22 protein-coding genes are annotated in these 23,572 nt (G+C 64.6%); 12 read left to right on the top strand and 10 right to left on the bottom strand.

Annotation, left to right across the window (positions count from 1 at the left end):
- Window positions 1–3: 3 nt before the first annotated feature.
- From metW to L6D75_RS22300, 5 genes are all read right to left on the bottom strand, one after another.
- The gene (gene metW, locus L6D75_RS22320) at window positions 4–624 is read right to left on the bottom strand and encodes a methionine biosynthesis protein MetW (RefSeq protein WP_176510940.1); all 621 of its coding nucleotides are present in this window, start codon (window positions 622–624) and stop codon (window positions 4–6) included.
- Window positions 625–631: 7 nt separating this feature from the next.
- Window positions 632–1,771: a homoserine O-succinyltransferase MetX gene (gene metX / locus L6D75_RS22315; RefSeq protein ID WP_176510939.1), complete on the bottom strand. Its 1,140-nt coding sequence runs from the start codon at window positions 1,769–1,771 to the stop codon at window positions 632–634.
- An 88-nt stretch (window positions 1,772–1,859) separates the two neighbouring features.
- Window positions 1,860–2,450 (bottom strand): YggT family protein, encoded by a 591-nt coding sequence (locus tag L6D75_RS22310; RefSeq protein ID WP_176510938.1) that lies wholly within the window; start codon window positions 2,448–2,450, stop codon window positions 1,860–1,862.
- Between the two features lie 10 nt (window positions 2,451–2,460).
- On the bottom strand, window positions 2,461–3,279 hold the full coding sequence (gene proC, locus L6D75_RS22305) for a pyrroline-5-carboxylate reductase (protein ID WP_176510937.1): 819 nt from the start codon (window positions 3,277–3,279) through the stop codon (window positions 2,461–2,463).
- 38 nt (window positions 3,280–3,317) lie between these two features.
- Complete coding sequence (locus L6D75_RS22300) at window positions 3,318–4,013, bottom strand: YggS family pyridoxal phosphate-dependent enzyme (protein ID WP_176510936.1); 696 nt, start codon at window positions 4,011–4,013, stop codon at window positions 3,318–3,320.
- A gap of 65 nt (window positions 4,014–4,078) precedes the next feature.
- Here L6D75_RS22300 and L6D75_RS22295 point away from each other — a divergent pair, with 65 nt between their 5' ends.
- The gene (locus L6D75_RS22295; RefSeq protein ID WP_176510935.1) at window positions 4,079–5,077 is read left to right on the top strand and encodes a type IV pilus twitching motility protein PilT; all 999 of its coding nucleotides are present in this window, start codon (window positions 4,079–4,081) and stop codon (window positions 5,075–5,077) included.
- 98 nt (window positions 5,078–5,175) lie between these two features.
- Here L6D75_RS22295 and L6D75_RS22290 read toward each other — a convergent pair whose 3' ends face one another.
- Window positions 5,176–5,805, bottom strand: a complete 630-nt coding sequence (locus L6D75_RS22290; protein ID WP_176510934.1) for a C40 family peptidase — start codon at window positions 5,803–5,805, stop codon at window positions 5,176–5,178.
- Window positions 5,806–5,974: 169 nt separating this feature from the next.
- Here L6D75_RS22290 and L6D75_RS22285 point away from each other — a divergent pair, with 169 nt between their 5' ends.
- A complete protein-coding gene (locus L6D75_RS22285; protein WP_176510933.1) occupies window positions 5,975–6,394 on the top strand; it encodes an NINE protein in 420 nt (139 codons plus the stop codon).
- Window positions 6,395–6,439: 45 nt separating this feature from the next.
- Here the strand turns inward: L6D75_RS22285 and L6D75_RS22280 are convergent, their stop codons facing one another.
- The 3 genes from L6D75_RS22280 to L6D75_RS22270 all read right to left on the bottom strand — a co-directional run bounded on the left by L6D75_RS22280 (window position 6,440) and on the right by L6D75_RS22270 (window position 11,214).
- Window positions 6,440–7,138 carry an SPOR domain-containing protein gene (locus tag L6D75_RS22280; RefSeq protein ID WP_176510932.1) on the bottom strand — a complete coding sequence of 233 codons (699 nt, stop codon included), beginning with the start codon at window positions 7,136–7,138 and terminating at the stop codon, window positions 6,440–6,442.
- Between the two features lies 1 nt (window position 7,139).
- Window positions 7,140–8,876: an arginine--tRNA ligase gene (gene argS, locus L6D75_RS22275; protein ID WP_176510931.1), complete on the bottom strand. Its 1,737-nt coding sequence runs from the start codon at window positions 8,874–8,876 to the stop codon at window positions 7,140–7,142.
- 118 nt (window positions 8,877–8,994) lie between these two features.
- Window positions 8,995–11,214 (bottom strand): primosomal protein N', encoded by a 2,220-nt coding sequence (locus tag L6D75_RS22270; protein WP_176510930.1) that lies wholly within the window; start codon window positions 11,212–11,214, stop codon window positions 8,995–8,997.
- Window positions 11,215–11,380: 166 nt separating this feature from the next.
- On the opposite strand from L6D75_RS22270, the gene rpmE reads away from it, so the two are divergent.
- The 3 genes from rpmE to L6D75_RS22255 all read left to right on the top strand — a co-directional run bounded on the left by rpmE (window position 11,381) and on the right by L6D75_RS22255 (window position 13,869).
- The gene (rpmE, locus tag L6D75_RS22265; protein WP_008092997.1) at window positions 11,381–11,596 is read left to right on the top strand and encodes a 50S ribosomal protein L31; all 216 of its coding nucleotides are present in this window, start codon (window positions 11,381–11,383) and stop codon (window positions 11,594–11,596) included.
- A gap of 2 nt (window positions 11,597–11,598) precedes the next feature.
- Complete coding sequence (locus tag L6D75_RS22260) at window positions 11,599–12,420, top strand: thermonuclease family protein (protein ID WP_176510929.1); 822 nt, start codon at window positions 11,599–11,601, stop codon at window positions 12,418–12,420.
- 180 nt (window positions 12,421–12,600) lie between these two features.
- Entirely contained in the window at window positions 12,601–13,869 is a 1,269-nt protein-coding gene (locus L6D75_RS22255) for a malic enzyme-like NAD(P)-binding protein (RefSeq protein ID WP_176510928.1), read from the top strand.
- A 150-nt stretch (window positions 13,870–14,019) separates the two neighbouring features.
- Here the strand turns inward: L6D75_RS22255 and L6D75_RS22250 are convergent, their stop codons facing one another.
- Window positions 14,020–16,470 carry a penicillin-binding protein 1A gene (locus L6D75_RS22250; protein ID WP_371871916.1) on the bottom strand — a complete coding sequence of 817 codons (2,451 nt, stop codon included), beginning with the start codon at window positions 16,468–16,470 and terminating at the stop codon, window positions 14,020–14,022.
- Window positions 16,471–16,650: 180 nt separating this feature from the next.
- Between L6D75_RS22250 and pilM the strand changes: the two genes are divergently transcribed.
- From pilM to L6D75_RS22215, 7 genes are all read left to right on the top strand, one after another.
- Window positions 16,651–17,505, top strand: a complete 855-nt coding sequence (gene pilM, locus L6D75_RS22245; RefSeq protein ID WP_176510926.1) for a type IV pilus biogenesis protein PilM — start codon at window positions 16,651–16,653, stop codon at window positions 17,503–17,505.
- Entirely contained in the window at window positions 17,505–18,041 is a 537-nt protein-coding gene (locus L6D75_RS22240) for a PilN domain-containing protein (RefSeq protein ID WP_176510954.1), read from the top strand. Before pilM ends, L6D75_RS22240 begins: the two co-directional genes overlap by 1 nt.
- A gap of 2 nt (window positions 18,042–18,043) precedes the next feature.
- Window positions 18,044–19,036: a pilus assembly protein PilP gene (locus L6D75_RS22235; RefSeq protein ID WP_176510953.1), complete on the top strand. Its 993-nt coding sequence runs from the start codon at window positions 18,044–18,046 to the stop codon at window positions 19,034–19,036.
- A complete protein-coding gene (locus tag L6D75_RS22230) occupies window positions 18,987–20,222 on the top strand; it encodes a type IV pilus secretin PilQ (protein ID WP_236193826.1) in 1,236 nt (411 codons plus the stop codon). Before L6D75_RS22235 ends, L6D75_RS22230 begins: the two co-directional genes overlap by 50 nt.
- Window positions 20,223–20,226: 4 nt before the next feature.
- Window positions 20,227–20,745, top strand: coding sequence for a shikimate kinase AroK (aroK, locus tag L6D75_RS22225; RefSeq protein ID WP_176510924.1), 519 nt, complete (start codon window positions 20,227–20,229; stop codon window positions 20,743–20,745).
- A 94-nt stretch (window positions 20,746–20,839) separates the two neighbouring features.
- Complete coding sequence (gene aroB, locus L6D75_RS22220; protein WP_176510923.1) at window positions 20,840–21,937, top strand: 3-dehydroquinate synthase; 1,098 nt, start codon at window positions 20,840–20,842, stop codon at window positions 21,935–21,937.
- Between the two features lie 15 nt (window positions 21,938–21,952).
- Window positions 21,953–23,554, top strand: a complete 1,602-nt coding sequence (locus L6D75_RS22215) for an AAA family ATPase (RefSeq protein WP_176510922.1) — start codon at window positions 21,953–21,955, stop codon at window positions 23,552–23,554.
- Window positions 23,555–23,572 lie beyond the last annotated feature (18 nt).

Here is a 23,572-nt window from a genome sequence, read left to right as displayed (position 1 = left end):
GCGTCAGACCGCGAGCTGGTGCTCCTGCAGGCCAGGGCTGCTGACGCGATAAATGCCGATTTCACCTAGAAGATTAGGCCAAAGCCGGCCTCCCCACCCGTTGCGGTGCAAGTGGTCGACGGCCAGGCGGTCGAGCACCTTGGCATGGCGCTCGTGGCACAGCTCTTCGAAGTCGGCGAAGGTACAGAAGTGGATGTTCGGCGTGTTGTACCAGGTATACGGCATGAAGTCCGACACCGGCATGCGGCCTTTGGTCGCCAGGTACCAGCGGCAGCGCCAGTGGCCGAAGTTGGGGAAGGTGATGATGCACTGGCGGCCCACCCGCAGCATCTCATCGAGGATGCGGTCGGGGTACTCCACGGCCTGCAGGGCCTGGGTCATGATCACCACGTCGAAACTGTTGCTGGCGAAGTTGCCCAGGCCCTTGTCCAGGTCCTGCTCGATCACGTTGACGCCCTTGGCTACGCAGGCGGCGATGTTGTCGGCGTCGATTTCCAGGCCGTAGCCGGTGACCTGCTTGCGATCGCGCAGCGATGCCAGCAGCTCGCCACTGCCGCAGCCCAGGTCGAGTACCCGGCTACCGGCGGGAATCCACTCGTGGATGATTTCCAGATCGGCTCTCATGCTGTCCTCAGATGGCGATGCGGTTCATGTAGTTCGAGAAACCCTGCATGTAGCGAGGCGTCGGGATCAGGAAGGCATCGTGGCCGTAAGGCGAGTCGATCTCCAGATAACAGACGTTCTTGCGCGCCGCCATCAGGGCGTCGACGATCTCGCGCGAGCGGGCCGGCGAGAAGCGCCAGTCGGTGGTGAACGACATGATGCAGTAGTCTGCCTTGACCTCGGCCAGGGTGGCCGCCAGGTCGCCGCCGTGGGCCGCGGCCGGGTCGAAGTAGTCCAGGGCCTTGGTCATCAGCAGGTAGGTGTTGGCGTCGAAGCGGCCGGAGAACTCTTCGCCTTGATAGCGCAGGTAGCTCTCGACCTGGAATTCGACGCTGTGGAAGTCGTAGTTGAGCTTGTCGCTCTTGAGCTCACGGCCGAATTTCTCGCCCATCGAGTCATCAGACAGGTAGGTGATGTGGCCGACCATGCGCGCCAGCATCAGCCCGCGCTTGGGGATCACGCCCTGGTCCTGGAACGAGCCGCCGTGGAACTCCGGGTCGGTGAGGATGGCCTGGCGCGCCACTTCGTTGAAGGCGATGTTCTGCGCCGACAGCTTGGGCGCCGAGGCGATGTCCACGCAATGGCGCACGCGCTCGGGGTAGGTGATGGTCCACTGCAGCGCCTGCATGCCGCCCAGGCTGCCACCGACGATGGCGGCCCATTGCTGGATGCCGAGGCGGTCGGCCAGGCGGGCCTGGCTGTGCACCCAGTCTTCCACGGTCAGCACCGGGAAATCGGCGCCATAGGGCTTGCCGGTGGCCGGGTTGACGCTGCTCGGGCCGGTGCTGCCGTTGCAGCCGCCGAGGTTGTTCAGGCTGACCACGAAGAAGCGATTGGTGTCGATCGGTTTGCCTGGGCCGATGCAGCTGTCCCACCAGCCCGGCTTGCGGTCGGTGGCGGCATGGTAGCCGGCGGCATGGTGGTGGCCGGACAGGGCATGGCAGATCAGCACGGCATTGCTCGCGCTGGCGTTCAGGCTGCCATAGGTTTCATAGACCAGCTCGTAGCTGGCCAGGGAGCGGCCACAGGCCAAGGCCAGCGGTTCTTCGAACCGGGCAGTTTGCGGTGTAACCAGACCGACGGAATCTTCGGGAAGGACAGTGGACATCGACCCTGCTCACGCTTGACGGAGGCGTAAGTCTAAAGAGCGCTACCCCCAGCGGCAAGCAAAGGCTTGCCGCCAGGTGCAGGCGGGGTCAGATCATCCGCCACAGTTCCGGTGGCATGCCGGCATAGGCGGCCAGCGGTGGCATGACGAACGACTGGATCACCTGGATCGCCAGGAAGGCGAAGATCGGCGAGATGTCCATGCCGCCCAGGTTGGGGACGATGCGGCGGAACGGTGCCAGCACCGGCTCGCTGATCTGGTAGGCCAGTTCGGCAGCTGGGTTGTGGCTGTTCGGCGCGACCCAGGAGACGATCACCATGACGATCATCGCCACCCAGAAGATCTTCAGGAACAGCGAGGTGATCCCGATGATCGCCCACATCAGCAGGTGCAGGACATCGCCGAAGGCACCGTAGGTGACCATCAGCACGAAGGCCATCAGCAGGGCCTGGATGACCACGGCCAGCAGCAGCGAGGAGGTGTCCAGGCCGCCGATGCTGGGGATCACCCGGCGAATCGGCTTGAGCAGCGGCTGGGTGGCGCGCACGGTGAACTGGCACAGTGGGTTGTAGAAATTGGCCTTGACCAGCTGCAGCACGAAGCGCAGCAGGACGATCACCAGGTACAGGCTGACCAGGGTTTGCACCACGAAGATCGCGGCGCCTGACAGTGCATTCATCAACAGCTCCTTATTTGCCCAATTGCTCGGCCAGCTCGGCAGAACGCTTGGCCGCAGCCTCCAGCGCTTGCTCGACGATGGCTTCGAACCCGTTGCCCTGGAACGACTTGATTGCCGCCTCGGTGGTACCGGCCGGCGAGGTGACGCGGCGGCGCAGTTCGGCGGCGTCGACGTCGCTGGCCACGGCCATGTGCGCGGCGCCCAAGGCCGTTTGCAGGGTCAGCTGAGAAGCGGTTTCGCGCGGCAGGCCGAGTTTTTCGCCGGCGGCGGTCATGGCTTCGATCAGCAGGAAGAAATACGCCGGGCCGCTGCCCGAGACGGCCGTGACCGCATCGAGCTGCTGTTCCTGCTCCAGCCACAGGGCGGTGCCGACAGCCGACAGCAGCTGTTCGGCCTGCTCGCGCTGTGCGGCGGACACCTCGGCCGTTGCATACAGGCCACTGACGCCCTGGCGCAGCAGCGCCGGGGTATTGGGCATGCAGCGCACCACCGGGCGGGCGCCGAGCCAGGCCTGCAGGCTGGCGCAGGTGATGCCGGCGGCGATGGAAACGATCAGCTGGCCATCTTGCAGGCTTGGCTGCAGGGCCTGGCACACGGCCTTCATCACCTGCGGCTTGACCGCCAGGACGATCACGTCGGCATCGGCGATGGCGCTGGCGTTGTCTTCGAACGTTGCAACTCCGTGCTCGGCCTGCACCCGCGCGCGGGTTTCGGCGCCCGGGTCGCTGGCGCGGATCTGCGACGCGTCCAGGCCTTGGGCACGCAGGCCGCCGATCAGGCTGGCGGCCATGTTGCCGGCGCCGATAAAGGCAATACGTGTCTTGCTCATGTCAGGTCCTTGAGGGAAAGAGTGAGTAAAGCATGGAATCAGACGGGGTCGCTGGCCGGGTAGCTGCGCGCGCCGAACAGGGCGGTGCCGATGCGTACCCAGGTCGCACCCTGTGCAATCGCCGCTTCAAGGTCGTGGCTCATGCCCATGGACAAGGTGTCCAGGCCCAGGCCCAACTGCTCCTGCAACTGGCGCAGGCTGGCAAAGGCTGCCTCTTGCTCGGCGCGGTCGTCGGTCGGCTCGGGGATCGCCATCAACCCGCGCAGGCGCAGGTTGGGCAGGGCGGCCACGGCATTGGCCAGCGCTGGCAGGTCCGCTGGGGCGCAGCCCGACTTGCTGGCTTCACCGCTGACATTCACCTGCAGGCAGATGTTCAGCGCGGGCAGGCCAGCAGGGCGCTGCTCGGACAGGCGTTGGGCGATCTTCAGGCGGTCCACGGAATGTACCCAGTCGAAATGTTCGGCAATCGCTTTGGTCTTGTTCGACTGAATGGGGCCGATGAAGTGCCAGATCAAGGGCAGGTCGCGCAGTTCGCCCTGCTTGTTCAACGCTTCCTGCAGGTAGTTTTCGCCCACGTCGCGCACGCCCGCGGCATGGATTTCGCGGATGGCACTGGCCGGTTTGGTCTTGCTCACCGCCAGCAGCTGGACGCTGGCCGGGTCGCGCCCAACGGCCCGGGCCGCGCTGTCGATGCGCTTGGCGAGGGCGGAAAGGTTGTCTGCTATGGTGGACATGGATCGATGCCGTCGGCTCTGGGGTCTGCGGCATTCTACCTGCTTGATGGCCTTTGGGGAGTCTCATGGACGTGACCGACCTGCTGGCCCGGGCCGTGGAGGCAGGGGCGAGCGACCTGCACCTGGCCGCGGGCGAAATGCCCATGCTGCGCCTGGATGGCGAATTGCAGCGCCTGGGGTTGCCTTGTTTGCAGCCTGCTGCCTTGAGCGCTGGCCTGGCGCCTTTGCTCGACGATGGGCAGCGCCAGCGCTGGGAGCAGGGTGACGAGCAGGACCTGGCGCTGCAGCTGGCACCGCTTGGGCGTTTTCGTCTGAACCTGTTTCGCCAGTTGAACGGCCCGGCGGCAACCTTCCGCCTGATCCCGGCACGCATCGCGTCTCTCGATGAACTGGCACTCGAAGAAGTGTTTCGAGCTATTGCACAGTACAGCGACGGCCTGGTGCTGATCGGCGGCCCGACCGGCAGCGGCAAGTCCAGCACCCTGGCGGCACTGATCGATCAGCTCAATCGTCAGCGGTGCCTGCACATCATCACCCTCGAAGACCCGATCGAAGTTATCCACAGCGGCCAACGCAGCCTGATCAACCAGCGCGAAATCGGCCGGCATTGTCGTGACTTCAGCCAGGGGCTGCGCAGTGCGCTGCGCCAGGACCCGGATGTGATCATGATCGGCGAGCTGCGCGACCTGGAAACGATCCGCCTGGCGCTGCGCGCGGCGGAAACGGGGCATCTGGTGTTGGCGACGGTGCATACGCGCTCGGCAGTGAGCAGTGTCGACCGGCTGGTGGATGTGTTTGCCGCAGAAGAAAAGCCATTGGTGCGGGCAATGCTGGCGGAGTCGTTGCGCATGGTGGTGGCGCAGGTGCTGGTCAAGCGCGTGGGGGGCGGGCGAGTGGCGGCCAGGGAGGTGCTGGTGGCGACACCGGCGGTGCGTAACCTGATACGCGAAGGGCGGATGGCGCAGTTGTGTTCGGTGATGCAGGCGGGGGCGGCGCAGGGGATGCAGACGATGGAAGGGGCGATGAGCCAGCTGAAGAGTAAAGGGCTGGTCGAGTTGACGTGAAGCCTTCTGGCCCTATCGCCGGCAAGCCGGCTCCCACAGGTGCATTACAGGGTTCGAGGCCTGTGGGAGCCGGCTTGCCGGCGATGGGGCCAGCGCGGTCAGCGCTTGGCCAGTGCCAGCTGCTGCTGATCCTTCGGCAACACCCGCTTGGCGACAACGTAATGCTTCTGCCAGTAAGGCTTGCTCAGGTTGTCGATGCTCACCCGCTTGCCGCGACGCGGCGCGTGGATGAAACGATCGTTGCCCAGGTAGATGGCAACGTGGTTGACCCGGCGGCTCTTGATGTTGAAGAAGATCAGGTCGCCCGGCTTGAGGTCGCCCTGCGCGACCTTCACGCCATGCCCCTCGGCCATGGCATTGGAGGTGCGCGGCAGGTCGACGTCAGCCACGTCGTTGAAGGCGTACTTGACCAGCCCGCTGCAGTCGAAGCCCTTTTTCGGGCTGCTGCCACCCCATACATAAGGCGTGCCGAGTACATTGACGGCGCGGCTGAGCACATCGCTGCTCTGCTTGGGCGACATCGAGGCAACGGCGGGCAGGTTATGGCCCTTGGCCGAGGTATTCTGGCGTGCGCGCAGCGCGGTCTGCTTGACCGGCGCGTGTTTCACCGAGGCGTTGCTGGTGTAGCCGGTGAAACCATTGGGAAGACGTTGCTCACGATTGGTGGCGTGGGCGGCCAGGGGCAATAATAGGCAGAGGGTCAGCCATGTCTTGAGTAAAGGCGGCATAGATGAAGCTCTTTATGAATGTTTTATGTGTGTTGGCGGGCAACTTTATAACAGCTTTTTGATCAGTTTCTGATCCGTTGGTCGATTGTCATGCTGCCGTACGTCGGTCAACGCCAGAAAAGTCACATTTTTTTTTAGAAAATTTTCGGATAACCCAGGAGGGCTATGAATGAACAGTTATGAACAAGGGGCGCCGTACCACGACACCCACAGCAAGGTGATCGGCTACCTGCTGTGGATCTTCGGCTTCACCGGCTCGCACCGCTTCTACTACGGCAAGCCCATCACCGGGACGATCTGGTTCTTCACCCTGGGCCTGCTCGGCATCGGCTGGCTGATCGACCTGTTCCTGATTCCGTCGATGGACCGCGAAGCCGACATGCGCTTCCAGTCCGGGCGCATCGACTACAACATCGCCTGGATCCTGCTGACCTTCCTCGGTGTGTTCGGCGTGCACCGGCTGTACCAGGGCAAGTGGATCAGCGCGATCATCTACTTCTTCACCGGTGGCTTGTTCCTGCTGGGCGTGCTGTATGACTTCTGGACGCTGAACGGCCAGATCTCCCAGGCCAACAGCGAGCGCCGCTAAGGCAGAAAAAAGGCCTTGTCGCATCGAGCGGCAAGGCCTTTTTCATTACTGGCGAGTCTGTCGCTGCTGCAGCAGCAGGTTGCTGAACCCGGCCCCTGCCAACTGCTTCTGGGCCCCGGTCAGCTGTTCGCGGTTGCTGAACGGGCCGACCAGCACGCGGTACCAGGTTTCATCCTTGACCGTTCCCGACTCCACCTTCACCGCCTGGCCCAGCAGGATGATCTGCGCGCGCACCTTGTCGGCATCCGCCTGCTTGCGGAACGAGCCCGCCTGCAGGAAGAACTGCGTGGTGGCTGCCGGCTTGATCACCGGCGGCGCTGGCGGCGGCGTTTGCCCCAGCAATGCAGCCTGGGCGCGCGCGGTGTCGATCTTCGCGGCTTCCGCCGGGGTTACCGGCGTCACCGGCTGGGCCGGCACGGGCGGTGTCTTCTCCGGTACCGCCTCAGGCGGCACGATCACCTCGGACTCCGGCAGCAGCGTATAGAAGTCGTACTTCGGCTTCACCGGCTGCTGCGGCGTGGCAGGCGTGGACTTGCTGGCTTCGGCCGCCTTCTCCGGCTTCTGCTGCTCGGGCTTGGTGCGCTGGATCTCGCCGCCACCGGGTTCGAGCTTCATCAAGAAGACGATGAAGGCGCCGACGGTAAGGCCGACCGCCAACCATACCCAGCCGGGGATCGGCTGTTTGGCCGGTGCCTGGGTGCGGCTGGCGCCGCGCTTGGGTGCTGGTTTTTTCTTGGCAGCCAACTTACATACGCTCCAGGGTTTCCAGGCCGAGCAGTTCCAGACCTTGCTTGAGGGTGCGGCCGGTCAGGGCAGCCAGGCGCAGGCGGCTCTGCTGCTGCTGCGGGGTTTCGGCGGCGAGGATCGGGCAGTTCTCGTAGAAGCTGGAGAACAGCCCGGCGAGGTCGTAGAGGTAGCTGCACAGCACGTGCGGCGTGCCCTTCTCGGCGACGTTGTTGAGGATTTCGCCGAACTGCGCCAGGCGTGCGGCCAGGTCCTGCTCGTGGGGCGCCTGCAGCACGATGCGGCCTTCGACCTCGTCAAAGCCCTTGCCCAGCTTGCGGAATACGCCGGCCACGCGGGTGTAGGCGTACAGCAGGTAAGGCGCGGTATTGCCTTCGAAGTTGAGCATCAGCTCGAAGTTGAAGCTGTAGTCGCTGGTGCGGTGCTTGGACAGGTCGGCGTACTTCACCGCGCCGATACCCACCACTTCACCGATGTGGCGCAGTTCTTCATCGGCCAGGCTCGGGTTCTTTTCCTTGACCAGTGCATAGGCGCGGTCCTTGGCCTCGGTGAGCAGGTCGATCAGCTTCACGGTGCCGCCGTCACGGGTCTTGAACGGGCGGCCGTCGGCGCCGTTCATGGTGCCGAAGCCCATGTGCTCCATCTGCATCGGGTGGCCGACGAAGCCTGCGCGGCGGGCCACTTCGAACACCTGGTTGAAGTGCAGTGCCTGGCGCTGGTCAACGAAGTACAGGGCGCGGTCGGCCTTGAGCACGTTGCTGCGGTAGCGCACGGCCGCCAGGTCCGTGGTGGCGTACAGGTAGCCACCGTCGGCCTTCTGCACGATCACCGGCAGCGGCTCGCCTTCGCTGTTCTTGAACTCGTCGAGGAACACGCACTGGGCGCCCTGGTCTTCGACCAGCAGGCCCTTGGCCTTGAGGTCGTTGATCACGTTGGCCAGGTCGTCGTTGTAGGCGCTTTCGCCCATCACGTCGGCCATGGTCAGCTTGACGTTGAGCAGCTCGTAGGTCTTCTGGCAGTGCGACAGCGAGATGTCCTTGAAGCGCGTCCACAGGGCCAGGCACTCGGGGTCGCCGGCCTGCAGCTTGACCACCAGGCCGCGGGCGCGGGTGGCGAATTCTTCGGATTCGTCGAAGCGCTTCTTGGCCGCGCGGTAGAAGTTCTCCAGGTCCGACAGCTCGTCGCTGGTGATCGGGTTCTCTTCCAGGTAGGCCATCAGCATGCCGAACTGGGTGCCCCAGTCCCCCACGTGGTTCTGGCGGATGACCTGGTCGCCGAGGAACTCCAGCACCCGGGCGACGCTGTCACCGATGATGGTCGAGCGCAGGTGGCCGACGTGCATTTCCTTGGCCAGGTTCGGTGCCGACATGTCGATCACCACCTTCTGCGCAGGGCCGGCCTTGCGCGCGCCCAGGTGGGCGTCGGCCAGGGCCGCGTCGAGGCGGTTGGCCAGGGCTTCGGTGTTCTGGAAGAAGTTCAGGAAGCCTGGGCCGGCGATCTCGACCTTGCTGATGTCGGCGCTGGCCGGCAGGGCGTCGATCAGTTTCTCGGCCAGGTCGCGCGGCTTCATGCCGGCCGGCTTGGCCAGCATCATGGCGATGTTGCTGGCGAAATCGCCGTGGGTCTTGTCCCGGGCGTTTTCCACCTGGATCGCCGGCGACAGCCCTTCAGGCAGCACACCGTCGGCGACGAGTTGGGTGAGGGCTTGCTGGATCAGCTGGCGAATGGTGTCTTTCATGGGGATCTCTTTTCGACCGCAAGCGCGGTGGGGCGCCTGGATGCGCAGGTGGAAAAACTGGGCATTATCCGTTGCCGGGGCCGGGTTGCCAACCTTTGGCGGCCAATGGGCTGCATGCTCAATACAGGTCCACGGGGTCCACATCGAGCGACCAGCGTACCTGGCGCCCGCTTGGCAGTTGCTCCAACACTAGCAACCAGGCGCTGATCAGTCGATGCAAGGGTGCCCGGGTGTTGGCCTGGATCAATAATTGGGCACGGAAGCGCCCAGCCTTGCGCTCCATCGGAGCGGGCACCGGGCCCAACAGTTCAATGCCCGGCAAGCCTTGCTCGGCCACCAGGCGCTGCGCCGCATTGCAGGCCTCGTCGAGAAAGCCCTCTGCCTGGCCTGGCTTGTGGGCTTCGGCGCGCAACAGGGCCAGGTGCGAATAGGGCGGCAGGCCGGCTGCGCGGCGTTCGTCCAGGGCCTGTTCGGCGAAGGCGAAGTAGCCTTGCTCGGTCAGCTGCACCAGCAGCGGGTGGTCGGCCAGGTGGGTCTGGATGATCACCTTGCCCGGCTCTTCGGCACGCCCGGCGCGGCCTGCAACCTGGACGATGAGCTGGGCCATGCGCTCGCTGGCGCGAAAATCGCCGGAGAACAGCCCGCCATCGGCATCGAGGATGGCCACCAGGGTGACCCGCGGGAAGTGGTGCCCCTTGGCCAGCATCTGGGTGCCGACCAGGATGCTCGGCTGGCCGCGCTGGATGGTGCTGAACAAGTTGTGCATGGCGTCCTTGCGCGCCGTGCTGTCGCGGTCCACACGCAGGATCGGGTAGTCCGGGAACAACACCTTCAGGCGTTCCTCGGCGCGCTCGGTGCCAGCCCCGACCGGGCGCAGGTCCACGTGGTTGCACTTGGGGCACTGGTGCGGCAGCCGCTCGTCATATCCGCAGTGGTGGCAGCGCAGCACGCCGGAGCGTTGGTGCACGGTCATGCGCGCATCGCAGCGCGGGCATTCGGACAGCCAGCCACAGTCATGGCACAGCAAGGTGGGGGCGAAGCCGCGGCGGTTGAGGAACACCAGCACCTGCTGGCCGGCTTCCAGGGTCAGGCGGATGGCCTGTTGCAGCGGGCCGCTGATGCCACTGTCCAGCGGCAGGCTCTTCACGTCCAGGCGCAGCATGCGTGGCGGGCGCGCGCCACCGGCGCGCTGGTTCATGCGCAGCAGGCGGTAGCGGCCGGTCAGGGCGTTGTGCAGGGTTTCCAGCGACGGGGTGGCAGAGCCGAGCAGGATCGGGATGTTTTCCTGGTGGGCGCGCACCAGCGCCAGGTCGCGGGCGTGGTAACGCAGGCCTTCCTGCTGTTTATAGGAGCCGTCGTGCTCCTCGTCGATGATGATCAGGCCCGGGTTCTTCATCGGGGTGAACAGCGCCGAGCGGGTACCGATGATGATGTCGGCCTCGCCATCACGCGCCGCCAGCCAGGCGTCGAGGCGCTCGCGGTCGTTCACCGCCGAGTGCAGCAGGGCGATGCGCGCATTGAAGCGCTGCTCGAAGCGCGCCAGGGTCTGCGGGCCGAGGTTGATCTCGGGGATCAGCACCAGCGCCTGCTTGCCGGCCTCCAGGGTTTCGCGGATCAGTTGCAGGTAGACCTCGGTCTTGCCGCTGCCGGTGACGCCCGCCAGAAGAAACGCGGCAAACCCGCCAAAACCCTCGCGCACCGCGTCGAAGGCATCGCGCTGTTCTTCGTTGAGCGGCAGCTCCGGCTGGGCCAGCCAGTGTTCGTGGCGTGGCGCCGGGCGCTGGCGGCGCACTTCCACCTGGACCAGGTCCTTGGCCAGCAGCAGGTCGAGGCTGTCCTTGTTCAGGTTGAGCTTGGCCAGCAGGCTGTGGGCCACGCCATGGGGGTGCTGGGCCAGGGTCTTCAAGGCATCGCGCTGGCGGGGCGCCCGGGCGATGCGCGGGTCTTCGGCGCGGGCGCCGGGGGCCACGTGCCAGAAGCGTTCCTGGCGCATTTCGGCCGGCTCGCCCTGGCGCAGCAGCGTGGGCAGGGCCCAGCTGAGCGTGTCACCGAGGCTGTGCTGGTAGTACTGGGCCGTCCACAGGCACAGCTTAAACAGCGCCGCAGGCACCGGGGTCACCGGGTCGAGCAGGGCGATGGCCGGCTTGAGCTTGTCGGCGGGCACTTCGCTCTGATCGCAGACCTCCACCAGCACGCCGATCATCTCGCGGCGGCCGAACGGCACGCGGATGCGCATGCCCGGTGCCAGGGCCTGGCGCGCCATGCTCGCCGGCGCCCGGTAGTCGAACAGGCGACGCAAGGGAGAGGGCAGGGCAAGGCGCAGGATGACGTCGGACACGCGGAATATCTCGGAGGGCATTTCAATGACTGGCGAGCCTAGCAGACGACGGCCGGTGCAAGCGACAACTTGCGCTGGCGTGACACTCTGGTAATATTCGCCGCCTAATTACGTGCGGTATTCAACAATGGTGTTGGGTGGCGGCACGCAGCTCGAGGAAGTGACCATGAAAGCAGATATTCATCCGAACTACGAAGTAGTTGCAGTCACCTGCAGCTGCGGTAACAAGTTCGAAACTCGTTCGACCCTGGGCAACACCCTGGCGATCGACGTTTGCAACCTGTGCCACCCGTTCTACACCGGTAAGCAGAAAGTCCTGGACACCGGTGGTCGCGTACAGAAGTTCGCCGACCGCTTCGGCATGTTCGGTACCAAGAAGTAATCATGCGCATGGCGAAACCTTCGGGCTTCGCGTTGTTGCTGAAAAAGGCGCCCCTTGTGGGCGCCTTTTTTATGGGCGCGATCTGGCACCTGCCAGCGCAGGCCTTCTGCCCGCTGCCAAGCAAGCTGCAGCCAGTGGCCGTGCGCCAGGTGGTGGATGGCGACACCCTGCGCCTGGCCGATGGCCGCAGTGTGCGCATGATCGGTATCAACGCCCCGGAAATCGGCCGCAAGGGCCGCACCAGCGAGCCTTATGCCGAAGCGGCCAGGCAGCGCCTGCAGAGCCTGGTCAAGGCCAGCGATGGCCGCGTCGGGCTGGTGCTGGGCCGGGAGGCGAAAGACAAGTACGGGCGCACGCTGGCACATGTCTATGCGGGCAATGGCGACAATCTCGAGGCGCGGCTGCTCAGCGAAGGGCTGGGTTACCGGGTTGCGGTCGCCCCCAATGTGCGCCTGGCGGGCTGCCAGCAGGCTGCCGAGCAGGCGGCGCGCCAGGCGCGTCTTGGCCTGTGGCGGCGTTCTCCGGTGCAGCGCGCTGCTGAGGTAAGGCAGTCGGGCTTCGCGGTCATCGCGGGCACAATCGGCAGCATCGAGCGTAATCGCGCCGGCATCTGGCTGGAACTGGAAACCGGCGTGGTGCTGCAGGTTCCCGCTCGTCTGCAACGCAACTTCCCCGCCAGCTTCTTCGATAACCTCAAAGGGCGCCAGGTTGAAGCGCGCGGCTGGGTGCTGGATCGTTCCCGCAAGGGTGGGCTCAAGCCGGGGCAGCGACGTTGGCTGTTGCCGTTGACCGATCCAAGCATGCTGGAGCGCGTTTCAGGCTGAAAAGATGTAGACATTTCGCTATCGGATTGTACACACTGTCAATTCCAATGCCCCCGCGGGTTATAGCGTAAAGTCGTAGGCTAAAGGCCTTGACACAAGTGACCGACCAGTCTTGTGGCTCCCCGGCTCTTTGCGTATCCTCGGCGGTCCGTCAGAACAGTAAATAGCGGAATGCCCACCATGTCAGACCTGAAAACCGCCGCTCTCGAATATCACGCTCAACCTCGTCCGGGGAAACTGAGCGTCGAGCTCTCCAAGCCCACCGCCACCGCCCGTGACCTCGCCCTGGCCTACAGCCCAGGTGTTGCCGAGCCCGTGCGCGAAATCGGCCGTGATCCAGAGCTGGCCTACAAATACACCGGCAAGGGCAACCTGGTTGCGGTGATTTCCGATGGCACCGCCATCCTCGGTCTGGGTGACCTCGGCCCACTGGCTTCCAAGCCGGTCATGGAAGGCAAGGGCGTTCTGTTCAAGCGTTTCGCAGGTATCGATGTGTTCGACATCGAAGTCGAGTCGGAGAGCCCACAGGCCTTCATCGACACCGTGCGCCGTATCTCCATCACCTTCGGTGGCATCAACCTCGAAGACATCAAGGCCCCAGAGTGCTTCGAGATCGAGCGCACCCTGATCGAGCAGTGCGACATTCCGGTCTTCCACGATGACCAGCACGGCACCGCGATCGTTACCGCGGCCGGCATGATCAACGCCCTGGAAATCGCCGGCAAGAAGCTCGAAGACGCCAAGATCGTCTGCCTGGGCGCCGGCGCTGCCGCCATCTCCTGCATGAAACTGCTGGTGAGCATGGGTGCCAAGGTCGAGAACATCTTCATGATCGACCGCAGCGGCGTGATCCACGCTGGCCGCGACGACCTGAACCAGTACAAGGCCCAGTTCGCCCACGCTACCGACAAGCGCACCCTGGCCGACGCCCTGAACGGCGCTGACGTGTTCGTTGGCCTGTCCGGCCCGAACCTGCTGAGCCCGGAAGGCCTGAAGTCGATGGCTGCCAACCCGATCGTGTTCGCCTGCTCGAACCCGGACCCGGAAATCTCGCCAGAGCTGGCACACGCCACCCGCAGCGACGTGATCATGGCCACCGGTCGTTCCGACTACCCGAACCAGGTCAACAACGTACTGGGCTTCCCGTTCATCTTCCGTGGTGCCCTGGACGTTCGCGCCAAGCGCATCAACGAAGAGATGAAGATCGCCGCCGCCATCGCCCTGAAAGACCTGGCCAAACTGCCGGTGCCGAAGGAAGTGTGCGACGCGTACAACGTCCAGGCTCTGGAATTCGGCCGTGAGTACATCATTCCGAAGCCGCTGGACCCACGCCTGATCAACGTCGTATCCGACGCTGTGGCCAAGGCTGCCATCGAATCCGGCGTGGCTACCCTGCCGTATCCGAAGCACTACCCGCTGAACAGCGTGGACGAAGTGTTCAACGGCTGATTGCTGGCGTAGCGACACAAAAAAGCCCCGGCTCGTGAGAGTCGGGGCTTTTTGTTTGCCTTGATATCGGGGGGTCAGTGCCGGCCTATTCGCGGGGCAAGCCCGCTCCCACAGGTATCTTGCTTGTGTGAGCGGGCGTGGCCCTTGCGGTCAGAACAGATCCATCGGCGCCGCTTCATCGGCCGGCAGCGGGCTGCCCGGTGCTGCGCCATTGCCCAGCTCGTCCACCGATGGCGGCGAGTCTTCGGCCTTGAACAGCTCGAAGTAGGCATTCGGCGTGCTTGGCGATGCCGCGCGGCCACTGATCGGGTCCACGCGCAGGCTGAGGATGCCTTCGGGCTCTGCCGGCGGGTGGTTGGGCTTGTCCTTGAGCGCGGCGCCCATGAAGCTCATCCAGATCGGCAGCGCCGCAGTGCCACCGTATTCGCGGCGGCCCAGGGTTTCCGGCTGGTCGAAGCCGACCCATACGGTGGTGACGTAGTCGGCGTTGTAACCGGAGAACCAGGCGTCCTTGGACTCGTTGGTGGTGCCGGTCTTGCCTGCCAGGTCGGTGCGGCCCAGGGCCAGCGCCCGGCGGCCGGTACCACGCTTGATCACATCCTGCAGCATGCTGGTGAGGATATAGGTGGTGCGCCCGTCGATGATCTGCTCGGCGGTGACTGGTACCTGTGGGGCAGGAGCAACCTGGCCGTAGGCCGAAGGCGCTTCACCAGGCAGTGCCGCGGTGCTGATCGGCTGCTCCGGCGCCGCGAGGCCGGCGTGGTCCTCGCTGCCTTGCGGCACGCGCGCCGGGTTGGCGGTGAACAGGGTCTCGCCGTTGCGGCTTTCGATGCGCTCGATCAGGTACGGGTTGACCTTGTAGCCACCGTTGGCAAAGGTGCTCCAGCCCGTGGCGATCTCCATCGGCGTCAGCGTCGCCGTGCCCAGCGCCAAGGACAGGTTGCGCGGCAGGTCCTGCTTGTTGAAGCCGAACTTGGCGATGTAGTCGATGGTGCGGTCCACGCCCATGGCCTGCAGCAGGCGGATCGACACCAGGTTGCGCGACTTGTACAGCGCTTCGCGCATGCGGATCGGGCCAAGGAAGGTGTTGGTGTCGTTCTTCGGCCGCCAGACTTTGTCCAGGTACTCGTCGACGAAAACGATCGGCGCATCGTTCACCAGGCTGGAGGCGGTATAGCCACTGTCCAGTGCAGCGCTATAGATGAACGGCTTGAAGCTCGAGCCCGGCTGGCGCTTGGCCTGCATGGCGCGGTTGTAGTTGCTCTGCTCGAACGAGAAGCCGCCGACCAGGGCGCGGATGGCACCGTTGTATGGGTCGAGGGTCACCAGCGCGCTCTGCGCGCCGGGTACCTGGCTGAACTTGAGCTTGCCGTCGTCCAGGCGCTGCAGGCGCACCAGGTCGCCGACCTGGGCCACGTCAGCTGGCGATTGCGGCGCACGGCCCTGGGAGTTGCTGTTGATGAACGGGCGCGCCCACTTCATGGTTTCCCAGGCCACGTGCTCTTCTTCGCCGCCACGGGTCAGCACCTTGAGGCCGCTCTTTTCGACGCCGGTAACGATGGCCGGCTCCAGGCCGCCGAGGGTGCGCTGCTTGCTCAGCTCCTGCAGCCAGGCAGCGTGGGTCTTGCCCGGGAAGCGCGCGTCGGGGCCGCGGTAGCCGTGGCGCTCGTCGTAGTCCGAGAGGCCATTGAGGACGGCCTTGTTGGCCATTTCCTGCATGTCGCTCGGCACTGTGGTGGTCACGCGGAAGCCTTCGGTGTAGGCATCGCTGCCATAGCGGCCGACCATCTCTGCGCGGGCCATTTCGGCGACATAGGGCGCGTTCACTTCCGGCGTCGGGACGTGGTAGCTGGCGTTCAGCGGCTCGGCCAGGGCTGCCTGGTAGCTGGCCTCGTCGATCTTGCCCAGCTTGTACATGCGGCCGAGGATCCAGTCGCGGCGCTCTTTCGCCCGTACCGGGTTGGCCAGCGGGTTGAAGCGCGAAGGGGCCTTGGGCAGGCCGGCGATCATTGCCATCTGTGCCAGGCTCACGTCGCGGATCGACTTGCCGTAGTACACCTGCGCCGCAGCGTCGATGCCGTAGGCGCGGTTGCCCAGGTAGATCTTGTTGACGTACAGCTCGAGGATCTCGTCCTTGGTCAGCTCGCGTTCGATCTGCAGCGCCAGGAGGATTTCGTTGGTCTTGCGCGAGAAGCTGCGCTCGCTGGTGAGGAAGAAGTTCTTCGCCACCTGCATGGTGATGGTACTGCCGCCGGTCTGGATATGGCCGGTTTTCACCAGCTGGGTGGCGGCGCGCATCAGACTGCTCGGGTCTACCCCGTAATGGTTGAGGAAGTTGTCGTCCTCGGCCGACAGAAGCGCCTGGATGAATTGTGGGGGAATTTCCGCGAAGCGGATCGGCGAGCGGCGCATTTCGCCGAATTCAGCGATCAGCTTGCCATCGCTGCTGTACACCCTCAGGGGGATCTGCAACTGGATGCTTCTGAGCGAATCGACCGACGGCAGGCTAGGGCTAAGATACAGAAACGCGCCGCTCACACCGAGTACGAGCGCGCTAATGACTGCGACGAAAGACCACCAGAAGAACTTCAGCAGGCGTATCAAGGCTTTTGGGTGTCCAGTGTTGAGGGGTGAATTGCGCACGGGGCCGGCGGACGAAAAACGCTGGGCATTATAAGCATTTTTCGCCTCGCCGGGTGACCGGCCAGGCGGCCCGCTGCACCGTCCGGCTGTCAATGGCTGGCGCTGCTGCGGGTTAAGGGCTGCTACGAGGAAACAGCGATGCTTGGACGCTGGGGCAAGGATGCCGGTTCACTGTTGGGGGTGGAAATTACCCCTGATTGCGTACAAATCATGCAGCTACGCCGGCATGGCGGGCGCTGCGAACGGGTGGCCTGGGGGCATGAGCCATTCGAGCCGTTTGCAACCGGTAGCTGGCAGCAGGATCCGGCCCGTGTCGAAGCCGCCCTGCGTGGCGCCTACAGGCGCAGCGGCAGCCGCCAGCGCCGGGTCGCGGTGGCATTGCCCGCCTCCCAGGTCATCATCAAGCTGTGTCAGCTACCCGCAAGCCAGGCTGAAGCGCAAATGGAGGCGCAGTTGCTGGCCGATGCAGATACGTTGTTCCCTTTTCCTCTGGACGACCTGGTGATTGATTTTCAGGTCAGAGGCGTGAGCGCGGGGCGGCCGGATCATCGAGATGTGTTGGTCGCTGCCTGCCGGCAAAGCACGTTGCAGCCACTGGAGTTGCTGTTCGAAGGCGCGGGCTTGCAACTGGATGCGGTGGAGGTCGACAGCGTCGCCTTGCACCGGCTGTTGCCGGCGCAATGTGCGACGACTTCTGCGCTGCTCTGCTTGGGACCCGGTGGTGCAACACTCTATGGCTGGTCGCAAGGCGGGCTGCCACAGCGACACGAGTTGCCAGGGCAAACCTGGGCCGAGCGGCTTGCCGAGCTGTTTGCTGGCGGGGTGCAGTTGGATGAACTGCTGATTTGCGGCACTGCACCGGAGCAGCACGACTGGCTCGCAGCACTGAGCAACCAGCTGGGTGTGCCGTGCCGCATGCTGCCAGCGGTAGCAGGGCTCGACTGTAGCGAGGGCAGCCTGGCTTGCGCGTTGGCGCTGGGAGGGTTGCGCTGATGTTGCGTCTTAACCTGATGCCGTGGCGTGAACGGCAGCGCCTGGCCGCCTTGCGCCGCCTGCGCCTGATGTTGTTTGGCAGCACAGTCATCGCGCTTTTTGGCGTGCTGCTCTTGGACCAATTGGCACGCGAACGCGCTCAGCGGCAGGCCTTTGGCAATAGCGCGCGGCAAGTCGCAATGACGAAGCTGGGCGAGCAGTTGGAGCAATACGCACCTATCGACCAGGCGTATGAACAGGTGCGTGCGCAAAGCGCTGCGCTGGCAGACCTGCGCGCTGGCCAGGGGCATGTGGTCGCGCTGCTCGCCGATCTGGAGCGAGCGTTGCCGCAAGGCGTTCAGCTCACCGAGCTCAAGTTCGAGCGCTCGCGGTTGGAAATTGCCGGCCTGGCCTCTACTTCTGCGCTGGTTGCGCAGTTCATGCGTGAACTCGAGCGTGCAGATGGCCTGCGCGAGCTTGAACTCAAGCGGGTGCAAAGCACAGCGGTTGGCGAAGCGTTTCAACTGGTGGCGCTGATGCCGGCGGCCTTGTCGTGAAGCTGCGGGGCTGGCAAGGGTTGGTCGAGCGCTGGCAGGGTTCCATCTATCTACTACCCGTGATCGTGACCTGCGTAGTGTTTGCACTCGGCGCCCTGATACGCCTGCCGGGTTGGCAGCAACTTCAGGCCGATGAGCAGGCAAGGCAAGCGGCTCTGGAGCTTGAGCACGCCAGCAAGGCCAGCGAGGTGCGGGCCTTGCAGCAGCGCCAGGGCGAACTGGCCGAGGCCGAAAGGCAGTTGCAGGGTATTCGATGGCAGCTCGCGGCAGGTGAGCGCATGAGCGACCTGCTTGAACAATTGGCAGCGTCGGGGCAGGCGCTGGGCCTGCAATTCGAGCAACTGGATGTACTTGAGGTGCTGCCCCAGTCGGGCTATCGGCAAACCCCGTTGGATGTGCAGGTGGTGGGCCGTTACCCGGCATTGCGTATGTGGCTTGAAGACTGGCTTGGGCAACTGCGCTTGCTGCATGTCGAAGAAATGCACTGGCATGGCGCCCCGGGCAAGCCTGGGTTGATCCGGCTGCGTTTGAAAGTGAGCGCTTACCAGGCAGATGCGCCATTACCGGACCCCGCCTGGCTGGCGCAGATACCGGCTCGAGCGCAGTTCCAGCTTCCAGCCCTCGACCCCTTCGCTGCCTGGTCGGGCCGTGCTCCCCAGGCAGGGCTCGGCAACGTTCCCCTGGCGCAGCTGGTGATGGTCGGCAGCTTGTCGCGCAGGGGCGAGTACGAGGCGCTGCTGGCTTACGCCGGCCGGCTGTATCGCGTGCTTTGCGGCGAGCGGTTGGGGCGCGATGAGGGGGTGGTGGTACGCATTGATGAGCAGCAGGTGGAGGTGCGCGAACGGCTGTTCATAGCCGGCGAGTGGCACGAGCGCACCACGTTCTTGGCGCTCAGGAAGGGCGCCGACAGGGAGGCAAGTGGTGATGAAAAGGTTGGCGACAGGGATGTTGATGCTGCTGGCACCGGTTCAGTGGGGGCTGGCAGCGTCTTATAAGGGGGAGCCTGTTTCGCTGAACTTCCAGGATGTCGAGGTGCGCTCGGTGCTACAGGTGCTGGCCGACTATGCGGGCATCAACCTGGTTGCCAGCGACACGGTTCAAGGCAACATCACCCTGCGCTTGCAGGATGTGCCCTGGGATCAGGCCCTGGCACTGGTGTTGCACAGCAAGGGGCTGGTGCGACGTGAAGAAGGCAATGTGCTGCTGGTGGCGCCCGCGAGTGAGTTGGCCGAACAGCCTTTCGGGCAGGCGTTCGATGCTCAGTTGCCGCCCTTGCGCCGGGAACTGCTGGCCATCCACCACGCCGATGCTGCCGAGCTTGCCGAACTGCTGCAGGCAACGCTGGCCGACGACGGCATTCTTACCGGGCGCGGCAGCCTCAGCGTGGATGCGCGCACCAATACGTTGGTGGCGCACCAGCCCGAAGAGCGCCTGGCCGAGCTGCGGCGGTTGGTGGCACAACTGGATGTGCCGGTGCGCCAGGTGGTGATCGAGGCGCGTATCGTCGAGGCCAATGTCGACTATGAAAAAAGCCTGGGTGTGCGCTGGGGTGGCGCCTTGCATGAGGAGGTCGCGCGGGTGGGCAAGGATGTGTTCGTCGACCTGGGCGTGGAGCGGCCCGGCTCGGCGGTGGGGCTGGGCCTGCTGCGTGGTGACGTGTTGCTCGACCTTGAGCTCAGCGCCATGGAAAAGAGCGGCAATGGCGAGATCATCTCCCAGCCCAAGGTGGTCACTGCAGACAAGGAAACGGCCCGGATCATCAAGGGCACCGAGGTGCCTTACCAGGAGACCAGCAGAAATGGCGCCACCTCGGTTTCGTTCAGGGAGGCCTCGCTGTCGCTCGAAGTCACTCCGCAGATCACCCCGGACGGCAAGGTCATCATGGCGGTCAGGGTGACCAAGGATGAGCCAGACTTCGTCAATGCCTTGAACGACGTGCCGCCGATCCGCAAGAACGAGGTCAATGCCAAGGTGCGAGTGGCCGACGGTGAAACCATCGTCATTGGCGGGGTGTATTCGACCACGCAAAACAATGTGGTCGACAAGGTGCCATTTTTTGGCGATCTGCCGTATGTTGGGCGGCTGTTTCGACGCGATGCATTACAAGAGAAAAAATCCGAGCTGCTGGTCTTCCTGACTCCGCGTATCATGAGTGACCAGGCGATTGCTGTGAGTCGTTGATTCTGTGCGAAATTTGATACTTGTAGGGCCCATGGGCGCTGGAAAGAGCACCATCGGGCGCCTGTTGGCCAAAGAGCTGCGTCTGCTGTTCAAAGATTCCGACAAGGAAATCGAACTGCGTACCGGCGCCAACATCCCGTGGATCTTCGATAGAGAAGGCGAACCGGGCTTCCGTGATCGTGAGCAGGCGATGATCGCCGAGCTCTGCGCGCTCGATGGCGTGGTCGTGGCCACCGGTGGTGGCGCGGTCATGCGTGCGGAAAACCGCCAGGCGCTGCACGCTGGCGGGCGGGTGATCTACCTGCACGCGTCGGTAGAACAGCAGGTCGGGCGTACCGCGCGCGATCGCAACCGGCCGTTGCTGCGCACCGCCAACCCGGAGGCGACCCTGCGCGCCCTGCTGGAAACACGCGACCCGCTCTACCGTGAGATCGCCGACCTGGTGGTGGAAACCGACGAACGGCCGCCGCGCATGGTGGTGCTCGACATTCTCGAGCGCTTGCAGCAGTTGCCGCCCCGGTAAGCCGGGACTATTCTCGGCCAGCGCCGAGGCGAGGTTCAACGTTACCGCGTGGGTCGCTCAGCCGACACCGCGCCCAAGTACATTGTGGGGATACATGCAGACACTTAAGGTCGACCTGGGCGAGCGCAGCTACCCGATCTACATTGGCGAAGGCCTGCTGGACCAACCTGAACTGCTGGCGCCGCACATCGCCGGGCGGCAGGTGGCCATCGTTTCCAATGAAACCGTCGCGCCTCTGTATCTCGAACGCCTGAGCAAGACCCTCGGCGCCTATTCGGTGCTGCCGGTGATTCTCCCCGATGGCGAAGCCCACAAGAACTGGCAGACCCTGCAACTGATCTTCGACGGCCTGCTCACCGCACGGCATGACCGCCGCACCACCGTGATCGCCCTGGGCGGCGGCGTGATCGGCGACATGGCCGGCTTCGCTGCGGCCTGCTACCAGCGTGGCGTCGACTTCATCCAGGTGCCCACCACCCTGTTGTCCCAGGTCGACTCTTCGGTGGGCGGCAAGACCGGCATCAACCACCCGCTGGGCAAGAACATGGTCGGTGCGTTCTACCAGCCCAATGCGGTGCTGATCGACACCACCAGCCTCAAGACCTTGCCCGAACGCGAGCTGTCGGCGGGCCTGGCCGAAGTGATCAAGTACGGCCTGATCTGCGACGAGCCCTTCCTCGGCTGGCTCGAAGCCAACATGCAGGCCCTGCGCGCCCTCGATCCTCTGGCACTGACCGAGGCGATCCGTCGCTCGTGCGCGGCCAAGGCTGCCGTGGTGGGCGCCGACGAGCGCGAATCCGGCGTGCGGGCGACCCTGAACCTTGGGCATACCTTCGGGCATGCCATCGAAACGCACATGGGCTACGGTGTCTGGTTGCACGGCGAAGCCGTGGCAGCGGGCACGGTGATGGCCCTGGAGATGTCCATGCGCCTGGGCTGGATCGACCAGCCCGCGCGTGATCGAGCAATCCGCCTGCTGCAGGACGCAGGTTTGCCGGTGGTGCCACCACAGGAAATGACCCCGGCGCATTTCATGGAGCATATGGCGGTCGACAAGAAGGTACTCGATGGTCGCCTGCGGCTGGTGCTGTTGCGCCAGCTCGGCGAGGCCGTGATTACCGACGACTATCCGAAAGAGATTCTTCAGGCCACGCTGTCGGCGGACTACCGCGCGATCGTGGCCCAGCTTTGAGGTTGTGACAGCGCAATGACCAGTTTGCATGCCGATGAGGCGTTTCTCGACCACTACCAGTTGAGCCACGATCCGTTCGCGCCGCGTGTGCCCGGCTTCAAGTTCTTCCCTGCCCAGCGCAAGCCTGTGCTCGGCCAGCTGCATCACCTGGCCCGTTACAGCCAGTTGATGCTGGTGGTCACAGGCCCGGTAGGCAGCGGCAAGACCCTGCTGCGCCAGGCCCTGGTGGCGAGCACCAACAAGCAGTCGGTGCTCAGCGTGGTGGTATCGGCCCGCGGCGCCAGCGATGCGGCCAGCGTGTTGGGCCAGGTGGCCCAGTCGCTGGAAGTCGCCCAGCCCGAAGTTCAGGCGATTCTGTCCAAGGTCGTGCAGTTGGCCTTGACCGGGCAGGAAGTCTATTTGCTGGTGGACGATGCGGAACAACTTGACGAGTCGGCGCTCCAAGCGTTGCTGGAACTGGCGGCAGGTGTCTCGGAAGGGCGCCCGCACGTGTTCCTGTTCGGTGAGCCGTCGCTGATTGCCGGGTTGGAGGAGATCCATGTCGAGGAAGAACGCTTCCACGTCATCGAGCTCGCCCCCTACAGCGAGGAAGAGACCCGCGAGTACCTGGAGCAGCGCCTGGAAGGTGCCGGCCGGGGCATCGAGGTGTTCAGCCGTGAGCAGCTCGTCGATATCCATGAAAACTCCGACGGTTGGCCTGGCAACATCAACCAGGTCGCCCGCGATACTTTGATCGAAGCCATGATCGCCAGCCGCACCACGGCCAAGCGACCAACCATGGGGTTCAAGATGCCTAAAAAACACGTGCTCGCGCTGTCTGCTGTCGTCGTGGTGGCCGTTGCTGCCGCGGTGCTCATGCCCAAGAAAGGCGACAAGGCCCCTGCCGAAGCGCCTGCGGCCCAGGCCCAGCTGCCTTTGGGTGACGGCAAGTCGAACGGCGGCAACCCGGCCATCGAATTCTCCGGCTCCTCGCAGCCGATGCCGCTGCCGCTGGTTGGCCAGTCGCAGCCGGTGATGCGCGAGCCGCTGGCCCAGGCCGCAGGCATGGGTGATGGCGAAGAGGGCGGCCCGGCCGACAATACCGCGCTGCAGCCAGGCAACCCGCCGCCGACCGTGACCACCACCGCGCCGCCGCAAGGCATGGCCGCAGGCCCTGCCCCGACCATGGCCCAGGCTACCCCGTCGCAGCCGGTAGCGCCTGCGCCCAAGCCTGTCGCAACTCAGCCCGCCAAGCCGGTTGCTCCTGCCAAGCCGGCCCCGGCACCGACCCAGGTCGCCACGGCTAAACCCGCCGCCAAGCCTGCCGAGAAACCAGCAGCCGGCAACACCGGTGGCGGCTGGTACGCAGGCCAGAAACCGGGCAACTACGTGGTGCAGATCCTCGGCACCAGCTCCGAGGCGTCGGCCCAGGCCTTCGTCAAGGCGCAGGGTGGCGACTATCGCTACTTCAAGAAAAACCTGCAGGGCAAGCCGCTGTACGTGGTCACCTATGGCAGCTTCGCCAACCGCGACGCTGCGGTAGCTGCAATCAAGAACTTGCCAGCGAAGGTCCAGGCTGGTAAACCTTGGCCACGTACCGTCGCCAGCGTCCAACAAGAGCTGGCTTCGGCCCGCTGATACCTTCCGGGCGGCACC

The organism is Pseudomonas faucium, from assembly GCF_021602585.1.
Taxonomy (GTDB): Bacteria; Pseudomonadota; Gammaproteobacteria; order Pseudomonadales; family Pseudomonadaceae; genus Aquipseudomonas; species Aquipseudomonas faucium.
The sequence above is the reverse complement of the archived record's forward strand: the minus strand, read 5'-3'. Positions and strand labels throughout refer to the sequence as shown.